11 protein-coding genes and 1 pseudogene are annotated in these 13397 nt (G+C 66.5%); 1 reads left to right on the forward strand and 11 read right to left on the reverse strand.

The window, feature by feature from the left end:
• Window positions 1-32: 32 nt before the first annotated feature.
• The 4 genes and pseudogenes from DYQ94_RS08140 to DYQ94_RS08155 all read right to left on the reverse strand — a co-directional run bounded on the left by DYQ94_RS08140 (window position 33) and on the right by DYQ94_RS08155 (window position 4447).
• Window positions 33-1534 (reverse strand): annotated as a pseudogene (locus DYQ94_RS08140) (two-component system sensor histidine kinase NtrB).
• Between the two features lie 3 nt (window positions 1535-1537).
• A complete protein-coding gene (locus tag DYQ94_RS08145) occupies window positions 1538-1978 on the reverse strand; it encodes a response regulator (protein WP_016900854.1) in 441 nt (146 codons plus the stop codon).
• The gene (locus DYQ94_RS08150; RefSeq protein WP_065032099.1) at window positions 1975-3786 is read right to left on the reverse strand and encodes a sensor histidine kinase; all 1812 of its coding nucleotides are present in this window, start codon (window positions 3784-3786) and stop codon (window positions 1975-1977) included. Before DYQ94_RS08150 ends, DYQ94_RS08145 begins: the two co-directional genes overlap by 4 nt.
• Before the next feature lie 286 nt (window positions 3787-4072).
• A complete protein-coding gene (locus tag DYQ94_RS08155) occupies window positions 4073-4447 on the reverse strand; it encodes a BON domain-containing protein (RefSeq protein WP_024939670.1) in 375 nt (124 codons plus the stop codon).
• Between the two features lie 150 nt (window positions 4448-4597).
• Between DYQ94_RS08155 and DYQ94_RS08160 the strand changes: the two genes are divergently transcribed.
• A complete protein-coding gene (locus DYQ94_RS08160) occupies window positions 4598-5665 on the forward strand; it encodes an oxidoreductase (protein ID WP_104556025.1) in 1068 nt (355 codons plus the stop codon).
• A 201-nt stretch (window positions 5666-5866) separates the two neighbouring features.
• Here the strand turns inward: DYQ94_RS08160 and gnd are convergent, their stop codons facing one another.
• From gnd to DYQ94_RS08195, 7 genes are all read right to left on the reverse strand, one after another.
• Window positions 5867-6808, reverse strand: a complete 942-nt coding sequence (gnd, locus tag DYQ94_RS08165; RefSeq protein ID WP_039514966.1) for a phosphogluconate dehydrogenase (NAD(+)-dependent, decarboxylating) — start codon at window positions 6806-6808, stop codon at window positions 5867-5869.
• 20 nt (window positions 6809-6828) lie between these two features.
• Window positions 6829-8121, reverse strand: a complete 1293-nt coding sequence (locus DYQ94_RS08170) for a hypothetical protein (RefSeq protein ID WP_160955176.1) — start codon at window positions 8119-8121, stop codon at window positions 6829-6831.
• Between the two features lie 213 nt (window positions 8122-8334).
• Window positions 8335-8715 (reverse strand): glycine zipper 2TM domain-containing protein, encoded by a 381-nt coding sequence (locus DYQ94_RS08175; protein WP_024939674.1) that lies wholly within the window; start codon window positions 8713-8715, stop codon window positions 8335-8337.
• Between the two features lie 120 nt (window positions 8716-8835).
• Window positions 8836-9621: a DUF2242 domain-containing protein gene (locus DYQ94_RS08180; RefSeq protein WP_160955175.1), complete on the reverse strand. Its 786-nt coding sequence runs from the start codon at window positions 9619-9621 to the stop codon at window positions 8836-8838.
• Window positions 9622-9694: 73 nt separating this feature from the next.
• The gene (locus tag DYQ94_RS08185) at window positions 9695-10759 is read right to left on the reverse strand and encodes a DNA methyltransferase (protein WP_160955174.1); all 1065 of its coding nucleotides are present in this window, start codon (window positions 10757-10759) and stop codon (window positions 9695-9697) included.
• Window positions 10752-11852, reverse strand: coding sequence for a radical SAM family protein (locus DYQ94_RS08190; protein ID WP_065032113.1), 1101 nt, complete (start codon window positions 11850-11852; stop codon window positions 10752-10754). The genes DYQ94_RS08185 and DYQ94_RS08190 overlap by 8 nt, the downstream gene beginning before the upstream one ends.
• A gap of 22 nt (window positions 11853-11874) precedes the next feature.
• Window positions 11875-13278, reverse strand: a complete 1404-nt coding sequence (locus DYQ94_RS08195; protein ID WP_160955173.1) for a nicotinate phosphoribosyltransferase — start codon at window positions 13276-13278, stop codon at window positions 11875-11877.
• Between the last annotated feature and the right edge of the window lie 119 nt (window positions 13279-13397).

Here is a 13397-nt window from a genome sequence, read left to right on the forward strand (position 1 = left end):
CCTGCCCGCCCGCAGCGCGCCAGACCCTGGCCTCAGGCCGCTTCCAGCGCATGCGCCACCGCGCGGAACACCCGGCGCATTTCCAGCGGTTTGCGCAGCACATGCACCGGGATATCCGGTGGGAAGTGCGAACGTTGCAGCGGCGCGCCGACATCCTCGAGCACGATCGCCGGGCCGTGGTAGCCCAGCTCCTGCATGCTCAACAACACGCTCACCGCCGAGAGCTGGATGATGTCGCTGTCGATGATCACCAGGTCCGGCATCGCGTGCTGCTGCACCAGTTGCAGCGCCGCCGCGCCATCGGTGGCCAGCTGCGGTTGATAGCCCTGGCTGGACAAGGCATTGCCCAGCAGCGACAGACGCGTGGCCTCGCCATCCACCAGCAGGATGCGCTGCCCATGCCCCAACGCCAGCGGCGGCTCGGTGTCGGCAATCGTCACCGCGGCCGCACGCATCGGCACGATCATGTCGAACCGCGTGCCCTCGCCCAGGCGGCTGTCGACCACGATGCTGCCGCCGTAGCTTTCGACGATGCGCTTGCAGGAAATCAGCCCCAGGCCGGTGCCATCGGCCTTGGTGGTGAAGAACGGACTGAACAGGCGTGCGCGGGTATCCTCGTTCATGCCCACGCCGGTGTCGGCCACGCTCATGCGCACGCGCGTGCCGTCGTGGCGATCGGCCGACAGGGTCAGCATCCCGCCGCCCGGCATCGCCTGGATCGCATTCAGGCCCAGGTTGAGCAGGCATTGCTGCAACTCGGTGTAGTTGGCCTCGATGGTCAGATCCAGCGGGATCGTGTCCATCTGCAGGCGCACGCCGTCGGGCAGGCTGCTCTTGAGCAACATCTGCACGGCCTGGAACAGGCTGGCGATCGACACCTGCTCGCGCGGCTTGTTGGAGCCACGCACGAACGAGAGCATCGACTCGGCCATCTCGTGCCCGCGCCGGCCGCACTCGGCCACCACGTTGGCCAGCTGGCGCAGCTGCGGATCGTCGGTGCGTCCGGCCAGCAGGTCGGGCACGATCAGCAACGGCTGCAGGATGTTGCGCAGGTCGTGGCTCAACCCGGCCGCCAGCATTGCCAGGCTTTCCAGCCGCTGCGCGCGCATCAGCTCGCTCTCCACGCGCTGGCGTTCCAGGTCGGCGCGCGCCTCGCGGATCGCACGAATCACCGCGCTCGGCAGACGGGTCGGGTTGTGCTTGATGATGTAGTCGTTGGCGCCGTCCTGCAGCGCCTTGACCGCGGTCTCCTCGCCCATGGTGCCGGAGACGAAAATGAAGGGCGTGGCGCCGCTCTGGCGCACCAGGCGCAGCGCCTGATGGCCGGAAAACCGGGCATGCTCAGGTCCGACAGCACGATGTCCGGCTGGAATTCATCCAGTGCGGCACGCAGCGACGGCTCGCTGTCCACACGCTCGAACGCCGCATCCAGCCCGGCATCGAGCAGCTGATCGGACAACAGCTCGGCGTCTTCCGGTGAATCTTCCACCAGAAGGATCTTCAGCTGCTCCAGTTTGCCCCCCTCTTGCAGCATGGGTCAGTCCAGCTCCGGTGCCTGATTGATGACCGCCCAGAAGGTGCCGAGCGTCTTGACTGCGTTGAAGAACTGATCCACGTCCACCGGCTTGACCACGTAGGCATTCACGCCCAGGTCCCAGCTGCGGGCAAGATCGCTCTCCTCGCGCGAGGACGACAGGATCACCACCGGCAGGCGCTTGAGCGACTCCTCGCTGCGGATCTGCTTGAGCACTTCCAGCCCGTCCAGGCGCGGCATCTTGATGTCCAGCAGCAACACCGCCGGCAGGCCTTCCTCGCGATCGGCGAAGATGCCCCGACGCAACAGGTAGTCCATGGTCTCCACGCCGTCCTCGACGTGCACGATGGGGTTGGCCAGGCGGGCTTCGCGCAGCGCGTCAACGGCCATTTCCGCATCGGCCGGGCTGTCTTCTGCCAGAAGAATGGTACGGATGGCGGTCATACATTGAACTCTTGGTTGGGCGCTTCAAGCGCAGGAGGAAGCACAAAATAGAACGTGGCGCCTTCGTCGACCGCGCCTTCGGCCCAGACCCGGCCGCCGTGACGCGTCAGCACACGCCGCACGCTGGCCAGGCCGATACCGGTCCCGGGATATTCGCTGGCCTTGTGCAGGCGCTGGAACACGCCAAACAACTTGGCGCTGTATTCCATGTCGAAGCCGGCGCCATTGTCGCGCACGCTGAACTGGTGGCCGCCGTCGGCCATCGGCGTGTAGGTGACCTCGATCCTGGCCACCTCGCGCTTGGTGCTGTATTTCACCGCGTTGCCGAGCAGGTTCATCCACAGCTGGCGCATCATGTTCTCGTCGGCCACCAGCACCGGCAACGGCGCGATATGCCAGTCCACACGGTGACCAGTGTTCTCGCTCTGCACGTTGGAATCCAGGATCGCGCGGGTTTCCGACACCAGCGACTGCATGTCCACCGCCTGCAACCGCAGCGCGCTGCGGCCCAGGCGCGAGTACACCAGCAGATCGTCGATCAACGACGCCATGCGCCGCGCCGAGCTGCTGATCACTTCCATGTAGTGACGCGATTTCTCGTCCGCCGCATCGCCCAGGTGGCGCGCCAGCTTGTCGGAGAATCCGGCCACATGGCGCAGCGGCGCGCGCAGGTCGTGCGAGACCGAATAGCTGAAGGCTTCCAGCTCGCGATTGACCTCCGACACCTGCTCCACCTTGCCCTCCATCTGCCGGTTGAGCTCCTGGATGCGCAGCTGCGAGGCCTTCTGCAGGCTGATGTCGCTAACCGTCATCAGCACCACGTCTTCGTCGCTGGTGTCCGGCAGCGGCATGCGCCGCGCGTTGATCAGCATGGTGCGCTGCACGCCATCGGCGGCGCGCTGCTCGTGTTCGTAGTCCCACAACTCGCGGCCGCGCAGCAACACGTCGGCCAGCCGCTGATGGATCTGCGCATCGCGCCAGACGCCATCGCCCACGTCCTCTAGCGGCATCGATTCGTTGCCGCGCTCGTCCAGCCCGTACAACTCGGCAAACGCCGGGTTGTGCAGCAGGATGCGCTGGTCGGAATCCAGCAGCACGATCGGCTCGCGCACGGTCTGCAGCACCGACGACGCGCGGCCGTTGGCGCGCAGGTATTCCTGCTCGGCCGCCAGGCGGCGACGGATCTGCCGCTGCAGCAACCAGGTCACCGTGCCCAGCAGCAGCAACTGCACCACCAGCGTGCCCCAGCTCAACACCGCGTAATGCGTGCGTTCGGTGTCGGCGCGCGCACTGCGCAACTCCAGCAGCTTGCCCTCGGCGTCCTGCAACTCGTCGATCAGCACGCGGATCGGGTTGTTCAGGGTCATGTCGTTGATCAGCAGACGGATCTGCTCCGGCGCGGTGGTCACGGCAATCCGCTCGGCCAGCAACAGGCGCCGCTCGATGGTGCTCTGGATACGCCCCATCCGCACCTGCTGTGCGGGGTTGTCCTTGGTCAGCACGATCAGCCGCTGCACCGCCGCGAGCGACTCGCGCCGGCCGCGCCGCATGCGCTCCAGCAGGGCCGGGCGCTGCACGCCATGCGAGCGCATCAAGGCCGCAGATTCGGTATCGCGCATCGCCGCTTCCAGGCGCTGGGCGGTCTCCTGCACCTCCTGGCTATGCGACACCCACACCGCGGCCTGGTTGGCGTTGTGCGCCATCTGCTGCAGCAGCAGCGACGGCACCACCACAATCAGAAACACGGCAACCGCCAGTAATGGCAGGCGCCAGCGATCCCATCTGTCTTCTTGGACCGTTGTCTGCATTGCTAGGTCTGTATCCGCTCGCTGCCAAGGCCCCGAAGGCAAGTCGGCATTGTCTCCGATCAGGCTCGGGATGAGATTAACGATTCAGCCTGATCACTCCCACGGCGACATAGCTGAATGGGCATATCATAAGTGCAGTAAACGTGAAAATGGCGCGAGCGCCCGGCCGCCCGTCGGCGTGCCCGTCGTGCGCGCAGGCAACAAAAAAGGCGCACCCCATGGAGTGCGCCTTGTGCTCGGTTCAGCCGCCTCGCCTCGGCTGGCCCGGCATTCGCTACCGCTGCAGTTACATCTTTGCAGCGACGACCTTCAGGCCGGTGGACTTGACGCTCTTGACGCCTTCAATGCCCTTGGCAACTGCCACGGCCTTGTCGTGCTCGGCCTTGGTGGCAACCGTGCCGGTCAGGGTGACGATGCCGTTCTTGGTCTCGACCTTGACGTCGGTGCCCGACACATTGTCGGTGGCCAGCAGATCGGCCTTCACCTTGGTGGTGATCCAGGTGTCGGTCACCGGCTTCTTGGATTCGTTCATGTTGTCGGCAGCGTGATCCTTGTGCGCGGCGTGCTCCTGCGGCGCAGCGAATGCCTGCGAGGCACCCAGCGTCAGACCGAGCGACAGCGCCAGGGCCAGCAACTTGCGTGCATGTGTGATGTTCTTCATCGGATGTACCCTCCTGTGAATGTGGCCGCAGTCTGCAGTGGCGCTCGTCGTGCACACGTGACTGCCGGATGCAGGGGTTGTGAACCCGGCGCACACGGGTGGGTGCAATACCATGCAGGCCTCCTCCGTCGTTGCGATGAACCGTTTTCAATGCCTAAACCGTTCAATCTGGCCGTCGTCGGCTATGGCTATGTCGGCCGCACCTTCCATGCCCCGCTGATCGCCGGCACCCCCGGCCTGGCCCTGCACAGCGTGGTGTCGTCCAAGCCGCAGCAGGTGCAGGCCGACTTCCCCGATGTCGCCGTGCTGGCCGATCTGGAAACGGCACTGGCCGACCCGGCGCTGGATGCGGTGGTCCTGGCCACCCCCAACCAGACCCACGCACCGTTCGCGTTGCAGGCCCTGGCCGCCGGCAAGCATGTGCTGGTGGACAAGCCCTTTGCACTGGACGCCGCACAGGCACGCGAAGTGGTCGCTGCGGCGGCGGCGGCCGGGCGCATCGTCAGCGTGTTCCAGAACCGGCGCTGGGATGCGGACTTCCTCACCGTGCGCCGGCTGATCGACGAAGGCCAGTTGGGCGAGGTGGTGGAATTCCATTCGCACTTCGACCGCTTCCGGCCGCAGGTGCGCGACCGATGGCGCGAAAGCGACATTCCCGGCGCCGGTCTCTGGTACGACCTGGGGCCGCATCTGCTCGATCAGGCGCTGCAGCTGTTCGGCACGCCACAGGCGATCGGCGCGGACCTGCAGCGCCAGCGCAACCAGGCGCGCAGCGACGACTATTTCCACGTCACCCTGCGTTACCCGCGGCTGCGCGTGATCCTGCACGCCGGCTCGCTGGTGGCCGACAGCGGCCTGCGCTTTGCCGTGCACGGCACCCGTGGCAGTTACCTCAAGCATGGGCTGGATACCCAGGAAGACCAGCTACGCGCCGGGCGCCGCCCCGGTACCGCCGGTTGGGGCGTGGACCCGCTTCCGGGCACGCTGACCCGCGTCGACGACGAAGGCCGCGTGCATACCCATCAACCCGACACCACGCCGGGCGACTACCGCCAGTGCTACGCCGCGTTTCGCGATGCCCTGGCCGGCGCCGGCCCGGCACCGGTCAGCGCTGCCGACGCGGTGCAGGTGATGGAGCTGCTGGAGCTCGCGCAACGCAGCGCCGCCTCGGGCCAGGTGCAATGGCTGGAAGGCGCGAACGCAGCTTCACGCGACTGATGCACGGCCGGGCGCCGGTGCAGGCGCCCAGCCGACATTTGGCATCTGCAATGGCGCGCTCGCGTTCTGCGCTGCCACGCCCAGGCACTGCATCGATGCGCACTGCCATCAGTCAGCGGGCACGCCGGCAGTCGCCAGACACAGACGTGATGGAACAGACCTGCACTGCGCGCCATGCAGACGCGCAGGAATCGGCATCGCTCAGACGTCCTTGCTGCCGATCGTCGGCGCGGCTTCCGTGGTGGTCTTGACCGCGTGACCACCGAACTGGTTGCGCATTGCGGCCAGCAGCTTGTCGGTGAACGAATCCTTGTCGCGCGAGCGCAGCCGCTCCATCAGCGACAAGGTGATGATCGGCGCCGACACTTCCAGGTCGATCGCCTCGGCCACCGTCCAGCGCCCTTCGCCCGAATCGGCCACGAACGGTGCGATACCGGCCATGGTCGGATTGTGCGCCAGCGCATCGGCGGTGAGATCCAGCAGCCACGAACGCACCACGCTGCCATCGCGCCAGATCTCCGCGACCTGGTGCAGATCCAGCGCAAAGTCGGTCTTGTGCTGCATCAGCGCGAAGCCCTCGGCATAGGCCTGCATCATTCCGTACTCGATGCCGTTGTGGACCATCTTGGTGAAGTGGCCGGCGCCGCTCGGGCCGACGCGGCCCCAGCCCTTGTCCGCTGCCGGCGCCAGCGTGGCCAGGACCGGATGCAGCGTGGTCACCGCCGCTTCGTCGCCGCCGACCATCAAGCTGTAGCCTTCCTGCAGGCCCCAGACGCCGCCGCTGGTGCCGCAATCGACAAAGGCGATCCCACTGGCATGCAGCAGCGCGGCGCGGCGTTGCGAATCCTTGTAGTACGAATTGCCGCCGTCGATGACGATGTCGCCGGCCTGCAACAGCGGCAGCAGCTGCGCCAGGGTGTCGTCGACGATCTTGCCCGCCGGCACCATCAACCACACCACGCGCGGGCTCGGCAGCGCGGACACCAGTGCAGCCAGCGCATCGGCGGTGACAATGCCCTTGGCCTGCGCACTGCTACGCGCACCTTCGCCAGGATCGTAGCCATGCACGCGGTGTCCGCCGTGCACCAGGCGCTCGGCCATGTTGGCGCCCATGCGGCCCAAACCCACCATACCCAGTTCCATAATCGCTCCTCATGATCTGATCAGTGCAGGGTGCCACGCCCGGCGTACGCTGGCGTGGCGGAATTCTCAATGGATTGTTCCGCCGCGGTGCCGGCGCCGCACTGTTGCAGCTGCCAGTCGATCCAACGCCAGTACAAGGTGCTTCGCAGATTGTGCAGGGTCAGGTCGATGGCATACGGCGTGCGCGGATTGCGATCGAGCAGGCGCGCCACGTGGTACCCGATCGGTTTGATGCCCTTGGGATGCACGTACACCAGAAAGCCCTGGTAGAACGGGTCATCCAGCAGGCCTTGCAGCGTTTGCAGGCGTGCCTGTTGCTGCGGGTCGAGCGTGGCACGCAGCGCGGCATCGCGCTCGTACAGCAACCGCTCGAAGCGACGCTTGCCCGGCCCGCGCAGCTCCCTGGCCAGCTCCCAGATCTGCCGGTTGCGCGCGTCGTAATGCGCAAAGCCGCCGTGCTGCGCCAGCGCCTGCGCCGCCGCATCGCTGACGTCCACCACCACGAAGTTTTCGGCCTGGTTGTGGATGTCGTCCAGAAAGGATTTGTCGAACACATGCGCGATAAACCCCGGCGCGCCGACAAATGCCTGCCGCCCCAGCTGCGCGGTCCTGGCCGCCTTGCCGTCGGCGAAAAACTCGCCGGCATTCGCACCCAGCAGGATGCTGTCGGTGTCGTGCAGGGTCAGAAACGTGCCGATCGACAACTCGCCCGAGGTGAACACCTGATCGAATCCGGCATCGCCATACAACTCACGCTGGGTGGCCAGCTGGGCCACCTGCCGCCCCACTCCGCATTCGGAGCGCACCTGGCCGCGATAGAACGCATCCAGCGCCTGCGCATTGCTGCCGCGCGGTTGATAGCCGCGCCCGAAACTGCGAAAGCCGCTCCAGCCCTGCGAGGCCGCGCCACGCCAGCCGAATCCGATCCAGCCCAGCTGCAGCGCCGAAAACCGGTAGCCCGGGTTGTCCTGTAGCTGCGTGGTGGCACGCCGCGTCGCCGCACCGAGTTCGAACGCGTATGCGCATTGGGTGGCGCTGTCGTCCAGCAAGGCCCTGAGCGCGGCGCCGCGTTGCTGCGCGTTCCAGCTGGCCGGCAGCGTCAGCTGCAGATCGCCGGCCGCACGCGCCTGCGCAAGCGAACCGCGCGTACACGGCTCGCCGCGCTGGATCACCGGCGCACCCACTGCGGCGCTGCGAATGCTCCAGCCCAGCTTCTGCAGCAAGGCATCCACACAGTCAACGGACGCCTTGCGTGCGGTCTCGCTCGGCGCGGCCGCGGCAGCCTGCAACAGCTGCACACCGAGCAGCGCCATCGCGCATAGACGCACGGAGAGGCGGCGGCGCGGTCGGTGCGGCGCGAATACTGATACTGACGCAGGCCGCATCACTCCCGTCCACCGCTGCGGGCGGGGCTTCTGGAACGCACTCATCGGTACAAGGTGGTGTAGATCGGCAGCAAGCTGCTGCATCCTCAGACGTAGAAAGCCCCGGCAGGACCGGGGCTCGTAGGATTCACTGCATCAAGTTCAGCGGCGTTCGCAGACGCGCTCGACCTGACGGTTACCGTTGGCTTGCTGGCGGTTGCCCTGGATGGTGCGGCCCGCTGCGCCGCCGGCAACTGCACCGGCCACGGTTGCCAGCTTCTTGCCGTTGCCGCCACCAACCTGGTTGCCGAGCAGGCCACCAATGGCCGCGCCGGCAACTGTCCCGCCGATGCGATTGGGATCGGTCGAGTTCTTCTGCACTTCGACATTGCGGCAGCGCACGCGCGTGCCATCGCCGAACTTGCGGCCCTCATCTGCTTCGGTGTAACGCTGCTGGTACGAACGCGTCTGCGCCTGCGCCAGTGTGCTGGTTGCCATCAACGCGATCAGGGACATACCCACGAGGGAATTGCGCATCTTCATCGTCTGTCTCCATCTCGCCCCTTGGCGAGTCATGGCTGCACTTTCGCCACTTGGTCGAGAACGCGACGTGAAGCGTGCAACCGGCTATTCAGGCTCTGGAGCAGAGCCTGAATCGCTTCGTCACGGTTGGCTTGCTGGCTCGGTTTGCGGCAGCTCGGCTGGTGTCGGCGGTGGGTCCTGCGCCTCCACCGGCAATGGCGCCACCGGCTGCTGTGCGACAGGCGTTGCAGCAGGTTGCGGCGCAGCTGTTGCTGGCGTGGCGGGAGCAGTGGCCGCCTCGCTGGCCTGAGCGGCCGCAGGCACCGGAGCCGGTGCTTGTGATATCGCATGCGGTGGCGGTGGCGGAGCAGCAGTTGCAGGTGCAGGCACCGCTTCGGTGACCTTGGGCAGGTACGAATTCAGACGGTCGAAGAAGCGTTTGTAGAAGGCCGCGTCCTGCACCGTGGTGCTGGACACGCGCACCAGCGAATCGCCGCTGCTGCCGACCGGCAACGACAACGAACCAAGCACACCGACACCGACGCTGGCCGAGGTCGAACTCTTCTTCAGCGCGTAACGGTCCTGCAATGCGCTGACGAACACCTGCGCCTTGCCGCCGTCCTGCGTGGCGCAGGAAATGCGCAGATTGAGTTGTTCGCTCTGGTCGGCTTCCTTGAGCTGGAAGTTCTTGCTGCCTTCCACCGCAGCGGCATCGGCACGCGTCACCGCATAGCCCTGGCTCAACAACACCCGGCGCGCGGCCTCGCAGGCCTGCGGCGAGGTGGAGGCCACACTGCGCGAGTAGGTGTCGTCGGAATTGAACGACTCACGCATCAGCATGGTGTCGCCCTTGCTGCCACCGCAACCAGCCAGGGTTGCCAGCGCGCCAAGCAGGGCACCGCGCGCAATCAGGGAAGAACAAGACATGGAGACATTCCGGCATCCAAAACCGGCACAGAGCATAGCCGCAACCGGTGTGCGCGCGGCGTCGCTTGGCCGATCAGGGCAACGGCGGTTCATCCGCTGGCAGTTGCAGGTCCAGCTGCAGGCGGCCGCCGTCTGCGCCGATGCGCTCGGCGCGCAGATAGTGGTGGGCACGCACCGCCGCCAACGCGACCGGCGCCCGGCATGGCTCGCCCCACAGGCTCAAGGCGAATCCCTGCGCCTGCAGCCAGACGGTGAGGCGGTCCCAGAGCGGCTGCTCCGCCTGCAGGATCAGGTCCAGATCCGCCGGCCCCTCCGGCACCGACTCGGGTGCCTGCAGCCAGCGCGCGTAGCTGCCGTGCACCTGCACCGGCAGGCCGTCTGCGCGTAGCGCCTGCAGCAGCAGCGCTGCCTGCTGCAGGTCCAACTGCGCACGGCAGTGCTGGAAGATCAGCGCGTACTCGTGGCTGCGATTGCTGTGCGTGCCTGCAGGCGCCAGCGCTGCGCCCGGCCGCCGGTAGCACAGCACCCGCTCCTCGCGCAGGGTGAACAGGCTGGCAAGGATCCGCCCCAGATCCCACGCCTGCGGAATCACCCGCCCGCCGACGACGACGTTTTCCACCATCGCCACACCGAAGCCATCCACTCGCATCCGCTTGCGCAAGGCATGCAATACCGCCCGCATGCCGGACAGATAGCCTGCGTAATCGGCACTGGCATACAACTGCCCCGGCAGTGCCGCACCGCGCCAGTGGCAACCGAAATACGGCACGTTGGTCAGGCACAGATCGATCGCCGCCGCAGGCGCGGTGTCGACCAGCGTGCCGACCACGACCGGCGCCTGCACGCCGTGCCGCTGCAGGCGCGTGCGTGCCAGTTGCGCACGTGCGGCATCGATCTCCATGCCATGCGCGCCACGCCCTTCCAGCGTCGCCGCCAGCAGCGTGCTGCCGAATCCACAGAACGGATCGAACACCTGTGCGCCCGGCACGCTGAAGTGCCGCACGAACGGGCGCATTTGATTCACCCAGCCGCAGTCGCGCCCGCCAAGCGGATCGGCTGCGCGCAGATCCTCGGGCAATGCCCAGGACGGCTCATCCGGTGCCGGCGTCCACCAGCTGCGCTGATCGAGTTCATCCATCGGCCGGCTCCCACAGCACATCGGCATCCGGGTCCCAGCCCGCACACAGGCGGCCATTGGCGAAGAACACCAGCTTGTAGAGGTCGCCGGTGGCGTGGCGTGCGTGCATGGCCGCGTAGTCGGCGCTTTCGAACACCACTTCCAGGCCGTCCTCGCTGCGCATGCGCAGATTCCAGAAGTAATAACCCTCGGTCATGCCGTCGGCTTGCCAATGCGACCACCACGGCTGCTGCATGCAGTCCGCCAACAGGCTTTCCATGCCGATGCGATGCTGCGCGATATAGCGCCAGGTGCCATTGTTGCGGTACGCATCGTCCAGACGCGACAACTCGCGGAAGATCACCTGCGTGGCGCCACAGCGACGCGCCCACGCGAGGTACTGCGCCACGCCATCGGCACAGTCCACGCCGCCCCGCTGCACGATGCAGACCAGCCGCACCGGCAGGCGCGCTGCGATGCGTTGCGCCGTCCGCGCGAAAATGGCCGCATCGGCAATGGGCTCGTCTGGACGAAAGCGCATGATCGCGTCGTTGCCGGCCTGCAGCGGGTGGTGACGCGACAGCTCGATCCACGACAGGCCGAAGTCGACCAGGGCATCGAGCAACTGTGCCCCCTGCGCGCGCGCCAGGCCGGCACCATTGCTGTACAGCACACGCTGCTCCACGCACGGGCCGTCGGGCGTCGTCGCCAGGGTCTGCAGCAAGTCCTGCAACCAGTCCGGGTCGTCGGTCATCTCCAGGCCGGACAAGGAGTACGACAACGGCACCCCGTGCAGCAGCTGCAACGCAGCGCGCAACTGCGCAAAGTAGTCCGGCCCTGGCCGCAACATCGCTGCCGCCGGGCCACCACGGTGTTGACGCAGGTTTTCCGAACAGAAGCCGCAGCGCGCCGAACATGGCCGTACCGAGGCATACGGGGTCAAGGTGATCGGCAACGCTGCCCGATACGCGCGCTCGCCGATGCGCAATGCATGCCATCGGCTGCTCTCGTCCTGCTGCGGCACACGCCGCCGCAGGCTGGGCGCGGCCGCGCGCAACCCGGCCAACAGCGGCGATGCAGACAGCAACGAGTCTTCGTCGAGGGAGGCGTGCATGCCGCTATCCGCGCGGCGAACGTCAGCGGCGCGCGACGTCGGCACGTGCGCGCACCTGCTCCAGGGTCCACTCCTGCTGCATGACGCCGTTCTCCCACACCGTCACCAGCGCATCTTCGCTGTCGGCATGCGCGTCGACTTCATCCAGCAACGCGCTGCGATAGCTGCCATCGGCACGGTCGCGCAGCAGGGTCAGCCGACCGCGCTTGCTCTGCTTGCCCTTGTCGGTGATCGGGTCCTTGTAGACATCGATCCATTGCCCGTCCACGCGCACGGCCGAGCACTTCAACGCGAACTTCTGGGTGTCGCGATCCACCTTCTGCAACAGCGCACCGCCCATGCCGAAGGCGACGTTGTCGGCGGCATAGCCGGCAGCAGTGATGCGTTCGAGAATCGCGCGCAGCGACTGCGGGTTGATGCCATCGCCCTGGATCACCCGCACATGGTTGAGCACCTTGTAGCCCTTGCCATTGCGCTGATGGCCGAACGCCTCGTCCAGCAGCAGCAGGCATTGCTCGACCACATCCACCGGGTCGCCCGAATCCGGACGGATCACCACCGTCGCACCTGAGGCAATCACCTCCTCGCGCAAGGTGGTGCCCCAATGCTCGCGGATCGCGCGGTAGATGTCGTAGCTGTCCGATACCACCGCCACCAGCGAACCGGGGCGCGCGAACTGCGCCAGCATGTTGCGATACGCATCGGCCTCGCGCTCGCGGCCCCAGCTGGTGATGGTGCTGTGCTCGGCAGCGGGAATCGAATAGCCGGCTACCGGAGTGTGGTAATGCGCACGCGCCAGCAGCAACGCCGACACGGTATCGGTGCCGAGGAAGTTCACCAGATGCGCGGCACCGCCCAGCGCGGCCGAACCAAGGCTGGACACCCCACGCGCGCCGAAGTCATGCAGCTTGAACGGCAACTGCCCTTCCGGATCGTCGCTGGTGCGCTGCAGGTAATCGCGTACCACCTGCTTCACCTGCCAGCTCACCGTTGCCACCGTCACCGGATACCACACGCGCAACAGCAGCGTTTCCAGGTACGACGGCACCCAGAACGCCTTGGGATCGGTGGATTCGATCGTCATCAGCACATTGTGCGTGGGCACGACCGTGCCTTCGGGCACGGCACGGATGCGGATCGGCAGTTGCCCGCCGAGACGATCGACGATGTCACGCCAGCCGGCCTCGTTGAACGGCTCGCCATGCGCGGCCAGCAAGGCCTTCGCATCGTCGATGTCGGCATGCGTCACCGGCCGGTTGATGGCCTCTTTCAGGATCGACTGCAGGCCGAAGAATACGGTCTGGTCGTAGACGCCACCGCGCGATTCGACATAGAAAAACGCCGCATCGGTGCCGGGTGGATACTGCAGCCAGTGGCTGGCCTTGTAGCTGTCGGTGTTGAGCAGCAGGTTATCGAGGTAATACATGACGGAAGCTCCTTCGCGTCGAATGAACCAGCGGTCTGTCCGCCGGCGGGGAGGCTACGGTTCAAGCCGATCTTGGATTGCGCGCGGACGCATTTGGTGGATGACGGCACGCAATCGTT

The sequence above is a fragment of the Xanthomonas sp. LMG 8993 genome, assembly GCF_009835065.2.
GTDB classification, from domain to species: domain Bacteria; phylum Pseudomonadota; class Gammaproteobacteria; order Xanthomonadales; family Xanthomonadaceae; genus Xanthomonas; species Xanthomonas arboricola.

What these genes read in the sequence shown, in the direction of transcription:
- DYQ94_RS08145 (WP_016900854.1), bottom strand. Translation starts at nt 1,978, where the DNA reads ATGACCGCCATCCGTACCATTCTTCTGGCAGAAGACAGCCCGGCCGAT.
- DYQ94_RS08150 (WP_065032099.1), bottom strand. Translation starts at nt 3,786, where the DNA reads ATGCAGACAACGGTCCAAGAAGACAGATGGGATCGCTGGCGCCTGCCA.
- DYQ94_RS08155 (WP_024939670.1), bottom strand. Translation starts at nt 4,447, where the DNA reads ATGAAGAACATCACACATGCACGCAAGTTGCTGGCCCTGGCGCTGTCG.
- DYQ94_RS08160 (WP_104556025.1), top strand. Translation starts at nt 4,598, where the DNA reads ATGCCTAAACCGTTCAATCTGGCCGTCGTCGGCTATGGCTATGTCGGC.
- gnd (WP_039514966.1), bottom strand. Translation starts at nt 6,808, where the DNA reads ATGGAACTGGGTATGGTGGGTTTGGGCCGCATGGGCGCCAACATGGCC.
- DYQ94_RS08170 (WP_160955176.1), bottom strand. Translation starts at nt 8,121, where the DNA reads ATGGCGCTGCTCGGTGTGCAGCTGTTGCAGGCTGCCGCGGCCGCGCCG.
- DYQ94_RS08175 (WP_024939674.1), bottom strand. Translation starts at nt 8,715, where the DNA reads ATGAAGATGCGCAATTCCCTCGTGGGTATGTCCCTGATCGCGTTGATG.
- DYQ94_RS08180 (WP_160955175.1), bottom strand. Translation starts at nt 9,621, where the DNA reads ATGTCTTGTTCTTCCCTGATTGCGCGCGGTGCCCTGCTTGGCGCGCTG.
- DYQ94_RS08185 (WP_160955174.1), bottom strand. Translation starts at nt 10,759, where the DNA reads ATGGATGAACTCGATCAGCGCAGCTGGTGGACGCCGGCACCGGATGAG.
- DYQ94_RS08190 (WP_065032113.1), bottom strand. Translation starts at nt 11,852, where the DNA reads ATGCACGCCTCCCTCGACGAAGACTCGTTGCTGTCTGCATCGCCGCTG.
- DYQ94_RS08195 (WP_160955173.1), bottom strand. Translation starts at nt 13,278, where the DNA reads ATGTATTACCTCGATAACCTGCTGCTCAACACCGACAGCTACAAGGCC.